Origin of the sequence: Pseudomonas sp. SZ57 (genome assembly GCF_009495975.1) — a bacterium.
Taxonomy (GTDB): Bacteria; Pseudomonadota; Gammaproteobacteria; order Pseudomonadales; family Pseudomonadaceae; genus Aquipseudomonas; species Aquipseudomonas syringae.
Genome location: NZ_WIBD01000021.1, coordinates 41,290 through 59,136, shown reverse-complemented (window position 1 = coordinate 59,136; position 17,847 = coordinate 41,290). Strand labels below are relative to the sequence as shown.

The 17,847-nt window shown below is 55.3% G+C and carries 19 protein-coding genes; all 19 read right to left on the bottom strand.

The genetic code is table 11. From position 1 onward, the window contains the following. Positions 1-2: 2 nt before the first annotated feature. The 19 genes from icmH to tssB all read right to left on the bottom strand — a co-directional run bounded on the left by icmH (position 3) and on the right by tssB (position 17,816). Positions 3-878, bottom strand: a complete 876-nt coding sequence (gene icmH / locus GE543_RS18895) for a type IVB secretion system protein IcmH/DotU (protein WP_003413671.1) — start codon at positions 876-878, stop codon at positions 3-5. Positions 879-883: 5 nt separating this feature from the next. Further along, positions 884-2,215 (bottom strand): type VI secretion system baseplate subunit TssK, encoded by a 1,332-nt coding sequence (tssK, locus tag GE543_RS18890; RefSeq protein ID WP_003413672.1) that lies wholly within the window; start codon positions 2,213-2,215, stop codon positions 884-886. Between the two features lie 2 nt (positions 2,216-2,217). Continuing rightward, the gene (gene tssJ / locus GE543_RS18885; protein WP_003413673.1) at positions 2,218-2,718 is read right to left on the bottom strand and encodes a type VI secretion system lipoprotein TssJ; all 501 of its coding nucleotides are present in this window, start codon (positions 2,716-2,718) and stop codon (positions 2,218-2,220) included. 5 nt (positions 2,719-2,723) lie between these two features. Beyond that, the gene (gene tagH / locus GE543_RS18880) at positions 2,724-3,920 is read right to left on the bottom strand and encodes a type VI secretion system-associated FHA domain protein TagH (protein ID WP_003413677.1); all 1,197 of its coding nucleotides are present in this window, start codon (positions 3,918-3,920) and stop codon (positions 2,724-2,726) included. Positions 3,921-3,937: 17 nt separating this feature from the next. Next, positions 3,938-4,078 (bottom strand): hypothetical protein, encoded by a 141-nt coding sequence (locus GE543_RS18875; protein ID WP_017702037.1) that lies wholly within the window; start codon positions 4,076-4,078, stop codon positions 3,938-3,940. Between the two features lie 87 nt (positions 4,079-4,165). After that, the gene (locus GE543_RS18870; protein WP_057457106.1) at positions 4,166-5,683 is read right to left on the bottom strand and encodes a sigma-54-dependent Fis family transcriptional regulator; all 1,518 of its coding nucleotides are present in this window, start codon (positions 5,681-5,683) and stop codon (positions 4,166-4,168) included. Positions 5,684-5,693: 10 nt separating this feature from the next. Beyond that, a complete protein-coding gene (gene tssH / locus GE543_RS18865; RefSeq protein WP_003413680.1) occupies positions 5,694-8,342 on the bottom strand; it encodes a type VI secretion system ATPase TssH in 2,649 nt (882 codons plus the stop codon). 13 nt (positions 8,343-8,355) lie between these two features. Next, positions 8,356-9,363, bottom strand: coding sequence for a type VI secretion system baseplate subunit TssG (tssG, locus tag GE543_RS18860; protein WP_003413682.1), 1,008 nt, complete (start codon positions 9,361-9,363; stop codon positions 8,356-8,358). Further along, positions 9,327-11,114 carry a type VI secretion system baseplate subunit TssF gene (gene tssF / locus GE543_RS18855; protein WP_024652733.1) on the bottom strand — a complete coding sequence of 596 codons (1,788 nt, stop codon included), beginning with the start codon at positions 11,112-11,114 and terminating at the stop codon, positions 9,327-9,329. The genes tssG and tssF overlap by 37 nt, the downstream gene beginning before the upstream one ends. Beyond that, positions 11,104-11,706 carry a hypothetical protein gene (locus GE543_RS27165; protein ID WP_178118635.1) on the bottom strand — a complete coding sequence of 201 codons (603 nt, stop codon included), beginning with the start codon at positions 11,704-11,706 and terminating at the stop codon, positions 11,104-11,106. Before GE543_RS27165 ends, tssF begins: the two co-directional genes overlap by 11 nt. Then, positions 11,693-12,190: a hypothetical protein gene (locus GE543_RS18845; protein WP_256664781.1), complete on the bottom strand. Its 498-nt coding sequence runs from the start codon at positions 12,188-12,190 to the stop codon at positions 11,693-11,695. Before GE543_RS18845 ends, GE543_RS27165 begins: the two co-directional genes overlap by 14 nt. Before the next feature lie 117 nt (positions 12,191-12,307). Next, complete coding sequence (locus tag GE543_RS18840) at positions 12,308-12,871, bottom strand: hypothetical protein (RefSeq protein WP_256664780.1); 564 nt, start codon at positions 12,869-12,871, stop codon at positions 12,308-12,310. Further along, positions 12,871-13,401: a hypothetical protein gene (locus tag GE543_RS18835; RefSeq protein ID WP_153222126.1), complete on the bottom strand. Its 531-nt coding sequence runs from the start codon at positions 13,399-13,401 to the stop codon at positions 12,871-12,873. The genes GE543_RS18840 and GE543_RS18835 overlap by 1 nt, the downstream gene beginning before the upstream one ends. Positions 13,402-13,459: 58 nt before the next feature. Further along, a complete protein-coding gene (locus GE543_RS18830) occupies positions 13,460-13,846 on the bottom strand; it encodes a hypothetical protein (RefSeq protein ID WP_058418377.1) in 387 nt (128 codons plus the stop codon). Further along, complete coding sequence (locus tag GE543_RS18825) at positions 13,843-14,835, bottom strand: DUF6402 family protein (protein ID WP_153222125.1); 993 nt, start codon at positions 14,833-14,835, stop codon at positions 13,843-13,845. Before GE543_RS18825 ends, GE543_RS18830 begins: the two co-directional genes overlap by 4 nt. An 11-nt stretch (positions 14,836-14,846) precedes the next feature. Continuing rightward, positions 14,847-15,371, bottom strand: a complete 525-nt coding sequence (locus tag GE543_RS18820; protein ID WP_058418379.1) for a PAAR domain-containing protein — start codon at positions 15,369-15,371, stop codon at positions 14,847-14,849. Positions 15,372-15,381: 10 nt separating this feature from the next. Further along, positions 15,382-15,789: a type VI secretion system baseplate subunit TssE gene (gene tssE, locus GE543_RS18815; protein ID WP_003413694.1), complete on the bottom strand. Its 408-nt coding sequence runs from the start codon at positions 15,787-15,789 to the stop codon at positions 15,382-15,384. 13 nt (positions 15,790-15,802) lie between these two features. Continuing rightward, on the bottom strand, positions 15,803-17,281 hold the full coding sequence (gene tssC / locus GE543_RS18810; protein ID WP_003413696.1) for a type VI secretion system contractile sheath large subunit: 1,479 nt from the start codon (positions 17,279-17,281) through the stop codon (positions 15,803-15,805). 28 nt (positions 17,282-17,309) lie between these two features. After that, positions 17,310-17,816 (bottom strand): type VI secretion system contractile sheath small subunit, encoded by a 507-nt coding sequence (gene tssB / locus GE543_RS18805; protein ID WP_003413697.1) that lies wholly within the window; start codon positions 17,814-17,816, stop codon positions 17,310-17,312. Positions 17,817-17,847: the final 31 nt, after the last annotated feature.

Genomic DNA, 17,847 nt, shown 5'->3' with positions numbered 1-17,847 from the left:
GTTTACGGCTGCGACTGCGGCTGGACCGCCGCCGGATCAAACGGCTGATATGGTTGTAAGATGGTTTCGCGTTGATCGCCCAGTACCCAGGCGAAGCCGAAATACATCACTGCCAGACAGACCAGGGTAAACAACACCACCATCCAGGCAGGCACGATGCGCACCAAGCTGCGACGTCGATTGTTCAAGCCTTCCCAATGGGGTGACAGTTCACGTGGCACATCACCGCGCAATTGACGAATCTGGCGATACAGCGCATCACGGATACCTTCAAGCTCGAGCATGCCGCGCGCCTGCACCCGGTACTTGCCCTCGAAGCCGAGCGACAGACACAGGTACATCAATTCCAGCATCGGCAGGTGCTTGACCGGGTTTTTCGACAGCCGATCAAGCAGCTGAAAAAACTTTTCACCACCGAAGGTTTCATTGTGGAAGCTGCTGAGCAGGCTCATCTGCGACCACTCGCTTTCGTTACCCCACGGGGTGGTCACCACCGCCTCGTCCACCACCGTGCACAACACGTAACGAGCGGCCATCACCTGGCTGCTTTCAGCACCGTTATGCAACGCGCGGACTTCAAACAGCTTCAGACCTGCAGTCAGACGCTCGTTGAGCGCATAGAGGTCTTCACGCGTGTCGCTGTGCTTGAGGCGTACCACTTCCGACAGCAGGTCGGAGCCAGCCGCGACCAGCGAATTAAGGCTAATGTTGAAGGCCTCGGCCGGGCGCAGGCGTGCCGCGTAAATCATGCGTTCTTCCAGTTGCTCGAACCGTGGCGGAGCAGCAAAGTCCGTCAGCGGGCTCGCCGCGGGGCCGTGGCCCTGGCGATCGAGCAGGACGGTTTTATCGTCCTGGTTGTAATTCGTATCCTTACTCATGTCGGTCAGTTCCTGATAGCCCAGAATTTCAGTTCAAGCTCGGCAAATTCGCCGGACACATGGAACGCGAAGCCGCCGGAGCGCTCGAGTTGCGCCAGATCTTCGGAACTGAGTTCGAGGATGAAATAGGTTTTGTTGGAATGGAACGCGATCTGCCGCGGGGCCACTGGTAATGGCTTGACCTTGATACCAGGCAGATGAAGGTTGACCAGTTGGCGGATACGCTCCACAGGACCGACCTTGAGGTGCGCTGGCAAACGGTGACGCAGCTCCTCGGAGTCGCAATTTGCGCTGGCTGCCAGAACGAACGACGCCGATCCCAACAGCTTGTGATCATGCAGCGGCGATACGATGATGCCGTACTGACGCGCCTGCAGAACCAGTTCGATGGCGTGCTGTTCCAGCACCATCGACAGCACCTGACGGATCGCCTCCATCAGCTTGCGGAAGCTGGCCCCCTGATCGCTGTGCTGGTAGCGGCTGTCCAGACGCGGTCTCTTGCTATCGCTCGAAAACGTCGCCAGATCGCCAAGCATGGTCAGCAGCGTGCGATACAACTCTTCAGGGTGCACCTGCTCGAGGTCCAGGTAGTGACGCAGCAGCAACTCGGTACGGTTGATCAGTTGCAGCATCATGAAGTCGCCGACTTCGGCACCACCTACTTTACCGTTGGAGCGGATCCGGTCAGCGATGGTGTCGCCCCGGTGGCTGAGCATGCTGATGACTTCCTTGAGGCAAGACAGCAGGTAGCTGGAAGCGTGAGCCTGGAGGTAAGTCGGTACAAAATCGGGATCAAGGCTGATCACACCATCCGGCGTCGTGTCGAGCACTTCACAGACCTTCAGCTTCACGTAAGCCTGATCGCTTTGCTGCTGGCCAAGCAACAGTTTGAAGTCGGGACGACCACAACTGACCTGACTCGAGGAGTCATCACCAGCGTTGGAGTCGGACACCTCAGTCTCGTAGGCGGTATAGCGCGCCAGCACGTCGGATTGCTCGGGACGACGCGACTCGATGTGGTTACCCGTGACCAGCGGCAGCGCGAGATAGATCGGTGTATTACCGGTATTGGGCGGCACATCGAGCGCCAGCGGCTCAGTGTTGCCCCCCAACTCGAACAGGCTGCCGTCCGGAAGGATTCCCGAAGCATGGCTTATCACCAGTTTGCCCATATTGAGAAACTGCAGGTCGATGTCCAGACTCAGAAAACCCCACGTGTAGCTCCCCAATAGCTGGGTACGGGTTTTCATCTGGTGATCGTAGTAGCGATCGTTGTGCTGGAAGTGCTGCGGACGCAGCAACATGCCTTCCTGCCAAATGACTTTATGGGATTTCATGGTCAGTCATCTGCCTTGGCGAGCGGTTCATGAGTGTTACGAATGCCGTTCTGATCGAGAGTCAGGTCAGCATCAGTGATACCTACCGGTGTTACCTGCAGCGTGTAGCGCCATCTGCTGTCCGGCAGATCCCGATAAGCTGCAAGAACGCCAACGTAACGGCTGCCTTCCTGCAGGCTGAGCTTGAGCTCGACGGTTTCACCCGGACGCAGTTCCAGCTCTTCAGACGCTACCATGTCCGGGGCCAGAGATTCTTTTGCGCGCTCATACAAGCTGAAGAAATCTGCGTTTTCAAACGCTACCGGGTGCTTGAGCTCGAACAGGCGCACAACAACGGGTGACGGGCGACCGTTGAGGTCCGGGTTCACCTGGTCGCTGGCGGTCAGCTTCAGGTTGAGCTTGGTGACGTTTGAGTAAGGCGACAACGCAGAGCAGCCGGCCAGCACCAACACGGCGGTGAGCGCAGCCAGCATGTTAAAGAAAGCAGTCGAGCGGCGAGACATGCGCATCATCCTTGGTGGTCAGTGTGGAGTGTGGAAATCAAACGAATCTGCTCTTCGTAGGCCTGAGCGAAATCCCGGGTCAGAAGGCGCTCGCTCCAATCGGTATCCTGGCGCAGCGCTTGGTGATAACGCCCGTAAGCTCTCCAGCGGCTGCCGGAAGTGGCGATTAGCGGCTTGTTATCGCGCTCGAAACGCAGCATGAGCTGTTGCGGCGAGAAGTGCTCGAGGGTGCCTCGAACAGCCGCACGGCTGGCGGTCAGCAAGGCGACCTGGTGAGCCTGCAAATCACGGAATGCACGGGAGATCGCCTGCTCGGCCGGCAACTGCCCTGGCTTGTTGGCGTGCAACAGAATGTCCAGCGCCTCACCGGCATCGACGGCAAACTTCAGCGGGTTTTTCTGCGTACCTTGCACGATGGTCTGCGCAAGACGCAGTTCGTTTTTGAGTTCGCTGCGAGTGCGCAGGCTCTGCTGTAAACCGCCGACGCTTTGCTTGAGCAAGCGAGCTGCATTCAAGGCCAACGCTTCTTTAGCATCGTGATCGAGCCCTTTGAGATCTACGCCCAGCGCTGCACCGAATTTTTCCCAGAAGCCGTCGCTCTGACGCTCAACCGGTGGTGGCGGTGGCGCAGGTGCAGGTTCTTTTGGAACCTCGACCAGTTCCGGCACCAGCAGGCTTTCCATATCGATACGTGCATAGTCAGCACGCTGTTTGCCATCATCAACGGCGATACTCGGTGAGATCAGTTCTTCGATTTCCGAGTAAACGCGCTCTTGCTGATCAAGGGCATTCAGCGGATCGAGATCCAGAAACGCGTCGTCCGGAATGATGCTGCCTGCAGCCTGCGGGCGACCGACTTCTACGTCAAAAGCCGCCGGGTCGCGTACCAGTCGGGCACGAATCTCAAAATCGCCCAGAGTGTATTCACTGCCATGCTCGATGCGTGTCGCTTCACCCTTGCGCAGGCGCGTGCCGTTCGTGCTGTCCTGAATACCATTGCTGCTGGTATCGGTCAGGAAAAACGAGCCGTCGCGATAGCTGATCAGCGCGTGATGATTGGACAGGTGCCGCTTGCGGTCCGGGATTATCCAGTCGCAATCGTCCCCTCTGCCGATCACGCCGCCAGCCTGCTTGAAGGTCTTTTGGCACAAGTCAGTGGGTACGAATTGCTTGGTGTTCAGCATTTCGAAAACCAGTTCCATGATGATGCTCCTTGCGGTCACTTGCCGCGGTTGACCGCCTGCGGATCACCCAATGGGCGATAAGTGTTGTCGTTGAATTTGTAGTTGCCGCTGCAGCCCCCGACGCCGCATAAAACGACAACAGTGAGCAGGACGGCTTGCCAGTGACGAACAGACATCAGATGGTCTCCAGAAGTGAGTAAAAAGCGCCGCCCCTTTCGGGAAACGCTGTCAGAAGCGAATAAGGTGAAAACAAGTGCTTTTGCCTAACCATTGAAGTCACCCAGGTTGATATTCAGGCGCCCCAAACGGTAAAGCAGCGTGCGTCTAGGCAGACCGAGTTCACGCGCAGAAAGAGTCTGATTGCCGTCGTTCTTGCGCAGGCAATCGAGCAACAGGCTGCGCTCTACCTGCTCCAGCCGCTCGCGCAGATTGGGGCTGCTGCCTTCAGCCATGACTGCCGGGCGCAGTGAGAAATGCTCCGCCAGCAACTCGCTGCCCTCGCACAGCAGAACAGCACGCTCGACCAGGCCTTTGAGTTCGCGCACATTGCCGGGAAACGTATAACCGGACAGGAGATCAAGAGCTGCGTCCGACCAGCGCAACGGGCTCCGTTGCAAGAACGCACACGTCTTGTCGACGAAGTGCCGCGCCAGGTCGAGAATGTCACCCTCTCGATTGCGCAGGGCAGGCAGCTCAATAGGAAATTGCGCAAGACGGTAATACAAGTCCTCGCGGAATTTGCCTTCGCTGACCATCGCCGACAGGTCACGATGCGTTGCTGCAAGAATGCGCACGTCGATCTTGCGCGTGTCGTTGCAACCCAATGGGCGAATCTCACCCTCTTGCAGCACGCGCAGCAGCTTGGCTTGCAGCGGCATGGGAATGTCGCCGATTTCGTCGAGTAACAGCGTGCCGCCATTGGCAGCCTCGAACAGCCCGGTACGATCACTGTCAGCACCTGTAAAGGCGCCTTTGCGATAGCCGAAAAGCTCGCTTTCAAGTAAGTGCTCTGGAAATGCCGCACAGTTCTGAACAATGAAAGGCTGAGAGCGACGCGGCCCGAAGTCGTGAATAGCCCGGGCGACCACTTCCTTGCCGGTGCCGGTCTCTCCCCGCAGCAATACCGTGTACGGGCTGTGCAGCACCTTGCTGATCATCGTGTAGGTCTGACGCATGCTTGCGCTTTTTCCGATCAAACCGTATCCGCTGACGCTTGGCGTACTGATCACTGCCGGTCGTACCTCATCCACAGGCTTATGCAAGCGTTGCAGCAGGTTGAGTTGACCCAGTACGAACGAGCCGAACTGACCAAGGGAATCAGCAAAACCCTGCAGATCGACATGTCGGCGACTTGCGCATAACAACAGGCCTTCGACAGCTTGCTGATGGTTGACGACCGGGACACACAGCAGCGACTGCCACGGCGTACTTTGCGTCGGCAGAAAACTGGTTTCGTGCAGGCTGCTGCCCAGTTCGCCAAGGCAAACCACACGATTCTGACAAAGGGCAAATTGCAACAACTGTTCGCCGTTGTAATCCACCGGCAGGCTTGCCGCTTCCCTTGGTTGCAGCATCCCGTCCAGACACTCGGCTCTCATCTTCAAACACTTATGAGTGGCGTCCAGCAGATAAAGCTGCGACAACTCGCAGCCGCTGAGCTCAGCAAGGCCGCGTACAAAATCCCCCAGCAATTCGGCGCCATTCACCGCCCGCGCCAAGCTGGCGAATTGCGCCAACAAGGCTTCGGCATACGCCAGCGGCTGCGGCATCTGAGTGAACATCACACCCACCTCAGGCAAACTCACATGTCACGCTGCCGGAACTGTCCAGCGTGGCATGAACACGCTTCAGACTTTCTCCGCTAGCCATGGCATCAAGCAGGCGGTCAGCTACCAGCGGCAGGACATGAAGATCCAGCAGATGGTCGATCAGACGCGCACCGCTGTCGCTTTGAGTGCAACGCTGCGCCAAGTGATCAACGAGGTCCTGGCAGTAAGTGAACTCCAGTTGACGACGGTTGAGGCGCTCGCCCAGGCGACCGAGTTTGATTTCGATCAGCTCGCGTAACACCGGCCCGCTGACCGGGTAGTAAGGCACTACGCGCATACGTGCCAGTAACGCTGGCTTGAAGTGTTTGCTGAGGACTGGGCGGATGGTCTCCTCAAGCACTTCGGCGGTTGGCCGCGCGCCGTCTTCGCACAGTGCGCTGATCTGGTCGCTGCCGAGGTTAGATGTCATCAGAATCAGCGTATTGCGGAAGTCGATCTCGCGTCCCTCGCCGTCGTTGGCCACCCCCTTGTCGAAGATCTGATAGAACAGGTTGAGCACATCCGGGTCGGCTTTCTCGACTTCATCAAGCAGCACGACCGAGTACGGCTTCTGACGCACGGCTTCGGTGAGCATGCCGCCTTCGCCATAACCGACGTAACCTGGCGGCGCACCGATCAGGCGCGAAACGGTATGCTTCTCCTGAAACTCGGACATATTGATGGTGGTGATAAAACGATCACCGCCGTACAACAGATCGGCGAGCGCCAGTGCCGTTTCAGTCTTGCCAACGCCGCTCGGCCCCACCAGCAGAAACACGCCAACCGGCGCATCGGGCTTGTTCAAGCCAGCGGCAGTGGCGCGCATGGAGCGATCAAGGGCGTGAACGGCCTGCTCTTGACCACGGATGCGAATACGAAGGTCCTTGGCAAAACTGGCAACCTTGGCGTTGTGCTCACGAGCCAGTTGGGCCAGCGGGACACCGGTCCAGGCGCTGATCACCTCAGCCACAAGACGCGGGCAGACCTCGAAGCTCACAAGTCGCTCCTTGACCTGTAGTGCGACCAGGGAGACATGTGCCTCGTTCAGGGCTGCGGTCAGCGCCTCTACGCTTTGCGTCTCATCGAGCGCAACAGCTTCGATGACCGTGCCCTCGTCGTCCTCTGCGATTTCAATGACTGGCTCGGCAGCTTCTGCTTCACGCGCCTTGGCCAGTTGCTGACGCAGTTCCAGCAAGCGCTCAGCCAGTGTTTTCTGTTCGAGCCACAACGCTTCCAGCACAGCCCTTTCTTCTTCGGCAGCTTGCAGGCGCGCTTCCAGCGCTTCCAACGCCTCGTGATCAATCAGCAGACCGGCTTCGGCGTCGCGACGCAGTGCCTGACGCTGGCGACCACCTTCAGCCAGCTCGCCACGCAGACGCTCGAGGCTCTCCGGCGCGGCAGCCAGGCTGATACGCACTCGCGCACACGCCGTATCGAGGACATCGACGGCTTTGTCAGGCAGCTGGCGGCCAGCGAGATAACGTGCAGACAACTCGGCAGCGGCGACTACGGCGTCATCGCGCAGGTAGATGCCATGGCTTTTCTCATAGACCTGTGCCAGGCCGCGCAGGATCGTGACGGCTTCGCTGACGGTCGGTTCATGCAATTGAACAGGCTGGAAACGACGGGCCAGTGCCGGGTCTTTCTCGAAATACTTTTTGTACTCCGCCCAGGTCGTGGCCGCGATGGTGCGCAGCTCGCCACGCGCCAGCGCCGGCTTGAGCAGGTTGGCTGCATCGGAGCCACCGGCGTTGCCGCCAGCACCGATCAGCGTATGGGCTTCGTCGATGAACAGAATGATCGGCTTCGGCGACGCTTTGACCTCGTCGATCACACCTTTGAGACGACGCTCGAACTCACCCTTGACGCTGGCACCGGCCTGCAGAAGGCCCATGTCCAGCGACAGCAGCTCAACGCCCTTGAGCGCCTGCGGCACTTCACCTGCAGCAATGCGGGATGCGAGACCTTCAACGATGGCAGTTTTACCGACACCCGCTTCACCGACCACAATCGGATTGTTCTTGCGGCGCCGAGCCAGGATGTCGACCATCTGCCGAATCGCGCCATCGCGACACAGCACCGGATCAAGCTTGCCGTCGCGGGCCTGCTGGGTCAGGTTGTGAGTGAAGCGCTCCAACAGCGATTCACCCTGGGCGGCCGATTTGCCGTTGGCAGGCTGCTCCTGTTGGGACAGAGCAAACTCTTTCAGCCGATCAATATTCAGTTTGGCCAGCAAAGGCTGATAGCGGCTACCGGCGTAGCGCATCGGGTTGCGCAGCAATGCAAGGATCAGCGCAGCCTGTTCGACCTGGGTCTGACCCAATTCAAGGTTGGCCACCAGCAGGGCATCCTGCAGCCACTGCACCAGCTCCGGAGCAAACACCGGGTTGCGTGAAGCACTGTGCTCGACTCGCGATTGCAGGGAGGCGCTCAATTCACCCGCATCCACTTCAGCATCCTGCAGGGCACGCGAGAGCAGACCTTGCGGACGCTCAAGCAGCTCCAGCAACAGATCTTCAACCAGAATCTTGCTGCCGCCACGGGCGACACAGCGCTCCGCAGAACTTTCCAGATCACGGCGGGTTTCGGCGTCCAGCGCTTGAATAAGTTGTTGCAGGTCTACGTTGCTCATCAGTCATTGATCCTTAATGAATTTTGCTGCCCAAGGTCACCACACCGTCCGCGTTTTCGCGACCGAGCCAACTGGTCCATCCCAGGCGACAGGCGTTCTGTTCACCTATACGCAGTTCGCGGATTTCTTCCTGGCGCAGAACCAGTCGAATGTCGTAGTCGAGCGGATCACGCAGCGTGAAACGCACCAGCGCGCACAGCGGTTGATAGCCGAAACCGATCGGCAGAAATTCGTGAAAGCGTTGCCAGTCGAGTTCGCGGATATGAATGCGGAACTTGCCGCTGCGGTCACGCACGTGATCGCCCAACACAAGGTCCTCACCGAGCATGCTGTTGGCATGCCCCAGGCGATTGCGCTGTTCGTCGAGAATCTCCACGCGGCGCTCGATGCACTGCTCAATGGTCAGTTCGGCGTGCTTGAAGTAATAACGCAGCACTGCCTCGATCAGCGCAGCCGAGTGCGCACGCAGGCTGAGCAAGCCCAGGTAGGGCAGCAGACGCTTCCAGTTCAGTTCCTGAGCACGTCGAATCTCTTCGCCGCCCAGGCCGATCAAGGCAAACAGCTGTGCGGAAAACGGATCGAGCGCGCCGCTTTCAAAACTGGCCCGGTAGCGATACTTCTTCCAGATCGGCAACATCAGCCGTTGCAAACGGTGATGGAACAGGTCGAGGAAGTTGCGCGTCGGGTTGCCGTCTTCGCTGTCGCCCAGCGCCTGCTCACCGTAGAACGCCGGCAGTGGCGAACCCGAACCGACCAGACCGATCAGGTTGAACTGCATGCGCGCGCGCATCTGCCCATGCTCGTGGAAAAACTCCACGCGATTGACGTCACTCGACGGGAAGCCAAGGCTGGGGTTGGCCTGAAATTCAAGCTGGTCGTACAGGTCGTCTTCGCTCAGGTGCGGGTGCACATCGCGCAGCCGGTCAACGACCAGCAGCACGGCCTGAAACAACGAGTACTCGCGTATACCCAGGGTCAGCCCGCTTAAAGCAGGGGCTGGAGGCCCATACGTGGTGTCCATTGGTACACTTCTCCCTGTGTGCTTTTTACCCGCAGTTCGTGGTACGAATTGAGGCTGGCGTAAAGCGCGAAAAACTCGTTGAGAACCGAAGCGAATACGAACATATCGCCTTCACCGATATAGCCTTCCGGGTCGATGGTCAGCTCAGTGCGCAACCCGCGTACCGGCAACCCTCGGTGCAGTCTGTCTACGTGTCGATGCTTGATCGATTTCAAACCGCCCAGCAGGCGCTTGCTGACTTTTTCCGCGTGCTGGTCGTAGTACCGGGGCAAATCGTACGTTTCCAGAATCACTTTCAGCGCATTGACGTCAGCCAGAGACAAGTAGTTGAGCGACATATTGCTGATCAACTTCCACAGGAAGTCACGGTTCAGCGGGGGCGCGAAACTGGAAGTGGCGGGTGTGATATTGCGAAAACTCAAAAACTCCGGCGTGTCTTCACAGGCCACGTTGATGTCGCCCAGTTTGAGTTTGCGTGGCAGGTTCTGGTTAGTGCACATCAACTCGATCGACAGGGTTTCGTGCGCTTCTGTGTGGCGAATGCCGAAGCTCAGGTAAGTGTCGAGGCCTTCATGCAGCAAAGAAGAACGCTGGCGAATGCTGTAATGCGGACGGCTGTTGGGCACGTCGAAACTGGGGTCGTGCTCGAAGGATTCGAACGGCACATAATCCTGATAGCCAAGACCTCCCGGCTTCCAACCGGTCACGGTCTCAACCGAAAAGACGCCACAGGTTTCCAGGTTATATTCGGCTGGCAGCAGCAGGTACTCGTCCTGCTTGCCATCAAGGCGAATCGGCAAGGCGTCGTGCTTGAACAAGTTGACGATCGGCGTGCAATGCAGCTTTACGTTATCCAGGGTGGGACGAAGACGCTGAATACCGCTCTTGCGAATATCGAAGCGCAACTCAAGACCGCGCACTTGTTTGAGTGTCTCTTCTGGCAGCGCGTTGAGCAGATCCAGACCGTTGATGTCGACGAACAGGAACTTGTCCTGAAACGCGAAGTACTCCTGCAGGTAGCGATAGCCACGAAACGTGTTCAGCGGATACGGGATCAGCGCTTCTTCTTCGGCAAACCCTACCGGCTGCACGCGATCGCCCGGCATCGTGAACGCCATCGGCATCCCATTGACACCGTTGATGGGCTTGCCGGTACCGTCCAGCGGGATCAGCTCGATACCCTCAAGATTGCGTAGCAGGCAGAGGTACAACATCTGGCTAATGTAGCGCTCGCCTGCAAAATGCAAACGCAGACGGCTCAGTTCAAGCTCACCCAGGTGACCTTCAGCGCTCATCTCCAGGCGCAAGCTGAGCAACGAACCACCGCCTTTCACCGAGTAATTCAGCGCGGTCAGATCCAGCGCCTGAACTTCGGTCGGGTAGCACGTACGGAAGCGACAACGCACGTCATTAATCGGCTTGCTATCGACCGGTGTATCACGTTCGACCGTCAGCGCAGGACCCGAACGTTTCAACGGATCAAACTGCAAAATACTGAACGCCGGCAACGGCCGCATGTAATTGGGCCACAGCAGGTGCATCAGCGAATGGCTGAGTTCCGGCAGCTCGTCATCCAGCTTCTGACGCAACCGCCCGGTCAGAAACGCAAAGCCCTCGAGCAACCGCTCCACATCCGGATCCCGCCCGGCCTGCCCGAGAAACGGCGCCAACGCCGGACTACGCTCGGCGAAGCGACGACCAAGCTGGCGCAGTGCAGTGAGTTCGCTTTGGTAGTAGTGGTTAAAGGACACGGGTTACCTGCCTGGTAGTAGAACTCATTGAAAAATTGTCTTGTAGAACGCGAGCGTCAGACCTGGCACTACCTGGCCCACGACGAGCAGAGTCGGACCATGCGACACGGGCGGTGAAACCTCCGTTTAACGCGTTCTCTTTACTGTCGTTTAAAGACGCGCACTCTGAAATATTCCAACCTTCATACCCGGTTGAAGTTGGATAAATCGCATGACCATGAACCCACTGCGAACGCTCATCCGTCGTGAACTCACTCTGCCAAAGCAGCCACTCAGACGACTTCAGCAGCTCTCCTTTATCGGCATATACTCGAAAGAAAGCTTCGCTGGTGAAAAGCTTTAAAAACTCCCCAACAACCCCAAACCTCGAATACTGGGGAATATATGAGTTAATATAACAATTTTTCGCGTCATTCCATGTTATTGAATACATTATGGCCGCCGAAGCAGCTCCTTGTTTAACGTACAACCAAGTAGCGCCTAAGGCGCAGAGCAAAACACTAATAAAGGCCAACGTTAACGATTTTTTTCTCATGACTACCTTATATCCAAAGTGCGACAAATATGGAAAAAGAATTTTATTTGAGGTCACGAGAGAGCCAGAACCTTTCGAATTTGCCAGCCACCGCTATTGCCAGAGCAGTAAGCCCACCCGCCAAAACGCTATAAGTTATCGCTCGAACAGGGTAAAGTGGCAGCAGATAAACTAATATCAACACAACCATTAAAATAACAGCGCACCACTTAAAAAGTCGCTTAGAAATTACAGCAATCACCAAATTCAAAAAAACAAATAGATAAAAAATCATGTACATGGCAATCCCAATGGAAGCACCCCGAGAGGTCAAACTACCAAAGATCACTTTATAGAGAGAAACCCCATAGTAATTAGCAACGATATAAATGACGCAGGCAAAAAAATGTATGAGCAAACTTCGCGCTAATTTGGCAATCATCTTTCCCTCTCTCCATACTGATCCAAAGCTCCTTGCCAAATAGGATTTAGCTGCGGTGTAGAAAAGAGCCAGAAGCGGTTTATCCGGGGCCGTTGCGCATAAAACAATACTGTTCACCATTGCAAAATCCCTAGCTTGGCCCGCGGAGTCGTAATCAAGGTGAACGCTTTTGCCAGAGGGAATCTGGAAAAAGAATAATGAACCGAGGTTACTCTATCTAAACGATTCACTGTTCCGCTACTCCCCGATCACTTCATATGGAGTATTGCTAATAAAAAAATTCAACCAATGCGTTTCCCACTCGGGAAACCTGAGAACGAAATGCTGATCGCGCTTATAAAAATCAAGCCACACAATACCAACAATCACTTCGTCCTCATGGCTGTTCATATCGAGCGAACCGCTCGGATATAGTGGGGAACGGAACACTGTATTTGAATCTCTCTTATCTGTAATGCGCAGATATGACAGATTCTCGAACGGCACAAGAAATCCCCGAGCCGAAACATTTTCAATGAGATAATTGCCAGTGTCACTCACCACGAAGCTGCTGGCCTGACGATGCTTAATATTATTTAAAGAACCGACAAATACACCAATAACGGCAATTAACAGAACCAAGATAATTTTCATTTTTTTAGAAAACATCATTTCTTCACCAGCCCAAAGGCGCCACACCGCACCGTACCGCTCACCCCGGCCCAATTGGCTGAAATTCACGGCAGTCCTGTAGAGCGCGACTGTCACACCGGCACACACGTAACCGCCGATCAGGTCATCGCGTGAGTCAGGAGCAAGCATCAGTTATTCTCCAAATGTGTATATGGAGTATTGCTAATAAACGCATTAAACAAACTTTCTTTCCATTCCGGCATTGAAACAGTAAATGCCTTTTTCTCGCGATCAAAGCTGACCCAATAAATACCTACTTTATCTTCACTCTCAAAGGCGCGCATATCCAAAGATTGCACTTCATACAGAGGAGAACGATAGACAGCTTCCGGATTTTGCTTATCTATAACCTTCAGATAAGCCATCCCACCAAACATTAAAACTTTTCCAACCGGAACATTCTGAATTTCATAGCGTCCCGACGGGCTCAGAATAGAAAGATCTGCAGGACAGCCCAGCATTGTTTTTACGCAGGAGTAAACCATGACTACAAACAATGCCATGACGAACCCTCCCCGCGCTAACAATTTTCGCGAGACTTCCTTAATCATTACCCCTACCTTAAACCAAAACTTCAAAATAAAAATAATATGCCAACCAAGTTCCAGCGCCTCGTTAGCAACGACGACCAGATACCCCTTGAAGCTCATCGGATCCATGGTTGCCGACCTCCCACTTTCTCAGGTGGCGAGGCCGCCTTATTCCTGAAATCAGGCATTAAAGGCACTCCGAGACTATCCAACTTTCCCAGCCCTCAGAACCTGGATAAACAATCATCTCTCCACGAAACTCAGCGGAAATACCGGGCGCCCCCTCCTCCCGCCAAAGATACCATTCTGATGTTTTTAGTAAATCATTATCCTTTGTATATACACGATAAAAATATGGACTGCTGAAATACTTAAAAATACGCCCAACCACCACGCCCAAAAAATTGTAATTGGGTGCATATGTAGCGATATAGCAATTACCAGAGTCGTTCCAATCTGTGTACAAGGGCTCCGCGCCCATCGAGCTAACCACCTTCATGCCCAAAAGGGCCGAAACTGGCACAAGCATGCACAGCAAAAGAATTAAAACCCTCTTTCTAAATAAAGCTTTCATGCCATTGCCTTAGGCTTGATTGATCGCTGCGAAAACTCTGAAAAATCTGCAGATGTAAAACGATGATGAATTGATACAGGGATTTTTTTGACCGTAGAGTAAACAAACAAATCGCCCCCCTTGCCAAACTTACTGCGATAATTATTATAGCTGTCGTTGGTAACTTTGAAGTAGACCTTTCCTTCAGACTCGTATGTTTCTGGTGAAGTTAAATATGCATAAACGCTAGGCCTGACAACACCGTCATGATTCCAGTATCCGAGTAGCTGATCGTCACCATCCTCATTCAAAAATTCATAGGTATCACGAACATAACACCCAATCTCTTCAATGGTTAATGTGGCAGCTAATTTTTTTGTCTTGGGGGTAGTACTGAATTTCGTTACTGCAAACTTAACAACAAACCCACCCAAAGTACCGTACACATCATCCAGTGTATTATTCTTTTTTTCCGAATTAGTAATCCCAATAGACCGAAAGTTATATTGGGTAGCGGACTCAAGCATTCTTGCACTCAGGGCACTGTAGTCATAAGCGCCGCTTACGAGATCCTGGTTGGTTTCATCAAGAACTCCGAGTGTTCTCATGCAAGTCATAAATTGCAAAAGTCCCGGTGCTAACTGTGTTAGTCCTTTTTGACGACCCAGAAGCTCATTGTATTGACTGGGGCTTGTCGCCTTCGCAATAAGCTCCTTGATGGTTTCACCTGTGTGGGGCGAGGAGGAGGTGAGCCATTCGAAATCCAAATCATCAAACAGCTTTTCTTCAGTGATCTTGTCAACGGCAAGACGTCCCCGCTTCTCGCTTGAGGACATCACAAAAGGCGCACCGTCGAACCAACGCTGCATCAGTCGAGCGCTTTCCTTCCAGCCCATTTTTCTCATCACATTCGGAATATCTGTGATCTGAAAGTGATCGACAACCGCCTCCGCTGGCTTCTTATCAGAGGATGGGGTGAGTTGAGCTGTTACAGGAATGGGTGCCGGCATCTTGTAGTCCCTTAAGCAATCACGAGCGAAGTCTGCTCTTCGACGATAAGCGTGACACTTTCAGCAAGGTGGGAAGCGATGTCACTCGTTCGGCCTTGCGCATCAGTAACGCCCTTGACCTCTTTACCAGAGGCTGTACGCAATATGTAAGGCCGCTCAGCAACTGGTGCTCCGGTTCTGGAGCTACGAACCACGAAGTGCTGAGTGAACGGCCACTTGATGTCCACCGGCAACGGCGCCACAAACGGCGCCGGCGTATGGGAATTCCCGATAATCACAGTCCCGGAACCGGCAATCACTTTGTTGCCGTGGGTCCCGACGGAATCAACCGTGGCAGCCGGTTTTCCGTTGATCAGCACGGTGGTCGCCAAACCACCCGACATCGCACCCCCACACGCCGAGGCATCGCCTTGGCGGGCGGCCGGGAGGCCGTCGAAAAACACGTTGCTGGAGCCAGCAACGATAGGATTGGTGCCGTGGCCGGGGAGCGGGCAAGCCGTTGGGTCGGTGACGCGTGCTGCTGGTTTTCCGGACATACGAATCTCCTTAGTTGACCTTTACTTGACCGCTACCATCCAGGCGAGCGGCGAAACTGACCTGACGCTTGAAACCCTCGACTTCCAGCAGGCCTTCAATACTGAAGGACAAGCGAAGCTGATCGTGATCACGCGGCAGGGAAATGACACGCACATTGCTCAAGCGCGGCTCGTAGGCTTCGATGAAGCTTTCGATGGCCAGGCGGGCTTGACTCAGAGAGTCGTGCAGGCTCAGACGCATGTCATTGAGATCGGGTAGCCCGTAGTCGGACAGCGTTTGCACGCTGCCCGCACGGGTGCTGAGCATCTTGGCCAGATGGGCAGCCACGGACGCCGTGGCTGAAACCTCGCGGCTCCAACTGACGCGTTTTTCCGCATCGCCATTGAGGCGTTCGAAAAGGCTGCCGTATCCGGTCATGAGTGAACTCCGTTTACTCTTTGTCCAGCTTGCCAACCAGCGACAGGGTGAAATCAGCACCCATGTATTTGAAGTGCGGGCGCACGTTCAGGCTGACGCGGTACCAGCCGGGCTCGCCTTCGACGTCGCTGACGGTGATCTGGGCGGCGCGCAACGGGCGACGACCACGCACTTCGGCGCTCGGGTTTTCCTGGTCGGCGACGTACTGACGGATCCACTTGTTCAGTTCCAGCTCAAGGTCGGTACGCTCTTTCCACGAACCGAGTTGCTCGCGCTGCAGCACTTTCAAGTAGTGAGCCAGGCGGTTGACGATCATCATGTACGGCAGCTGGGTGCCCAGCTTGTAGTTCAGCTCTGCAGCCTTGCCTTCAGCGCTGTTACCGAAGAACTTCGGCTTCTGCACGGAACTGGCGGAGAAGAACGCCGCGTTGTCGCTGCCCTTACGCATGGTCAGAGAGATGAAGCCTTCCTCAGCCAGTTCGTATTCACGACGGTCGCTGACCAGAACCTCGGTAGGGATCTTGGTCTCGATTTCGCCCATGCTTTCGAAATGGTGCAACGGCAGGTCTTCAACTGCACCGCCGCTCTGCGGGCCGATGATGTTCGGGCACCAGCGGAACTTGGCGAAACTGTCGGTCAGCTTGGTGCCGAACGCGTAAGCCGTGTTGCCCCACAGATAATGCTCGTGGCTGTTGGCGACGGTTTCCTTGTACACGAACGACTTGACGGGGTTTTCTTGCGGGTCGTACGGGTTGCGCAGCAAGAAGCGTGGAACGGTCAGGCCGACATAACGGGAATCTTCCGACTGGCGGAAGCTCTGCCATTTTGCGAACTGCGGACCTTCGAAGTGATCTTTCAGATCCTTCAGGTCCGGCAAGCCGGAGAAGCTTTCCAGACCGAAGAATTTCGGGCCGGCAGCAGCAATGAACGGCGCATGAGACATGCAGGCTACGCTGGATACGTACTGCATGAGTTTCACGTCCGGCGAGCTTGGCGACATGAAATAGTTGGCGATGATCGCGCCCACTGGCTGACCACCGAACTGGCCGTATTCTGCGGTGTAGATGTGCTTGTACAGGCCCGACTGCATCACTTCCGGCGAGTCTTCGAAGTCTTCCAGCAAATCATCTTTGGAGACGTTGAGGATTTCGATCTTGATGTTTTCCCGGAAGTTGGTGCGATCGACCAACAACTGCAGGCCACGCCACGACGATTCCAGGGACTGGAAGTCTGGGTGGTGCAGGATTTCGTCCATCTGGCGGCTGAGCTTGGCATCGATCTCGGCGATCATGCGGTCGACCATTGCCTTCTTGACCGGCTCACCGTCGTTCTGCGGCTTTAGCAGCTCTTCAATGAAGGCCGATACGCCACGCTTGGCGATGTCATAGGCTTCGTCGTCACGCGTCAGACTGGTCTGGGCAATGATGCTGTCGAGAATACTGTGTTCGCTTGTCTCAACGCTTTTTTGCTTTGCTGAGCTATTGCTTGGCATGAATTTGACTTCCTTGGCTGATAGGGACTCAAGCGTCCGGGGCTGGGGCTTTCAGGCCCAGTTCACCCAGTACGCGACCGCGGGATTCGTCGTCGGCAAGAACGCCTTCGATAGCTTTGCGGAACGCAGGCGCGTTACCCAGCGGGCCTTTGAGCGCCACCAACGCATCACGCAGTTCCATCAGTTTTTTCAGCTCTGGAACCTGGTCGACCAAGCTGGCAGGGTTGAAGTCTTTCATCGAGTTGACACGCAGTTTCACGGGCAGCTCTTCCGTTACGCCTTCTTCGTCCTGAAGACGATTAGGCACGTTCAGGGTCAGCTCCAACTCCTGCTTGGCCAACACTTCGTCGAAGGTCGTCTTGTCGATGCTGATCGGCTTGCGATCTTCAACTTTGCGCTCGTCCCTGCGATGGGTGTAATCACCGATTGCCAACAACTTCAGCGGCAGCTCGATCTCTTCCTGATTACCGCCGGTAGCGGGTTTGAAGGTGACGTTGATGCGTTCCTTGGGGGCTACAGAGCCTTCTTTGGCCATGGCTTTTCTCCTTTCGGTTGTGGCCCTAAGG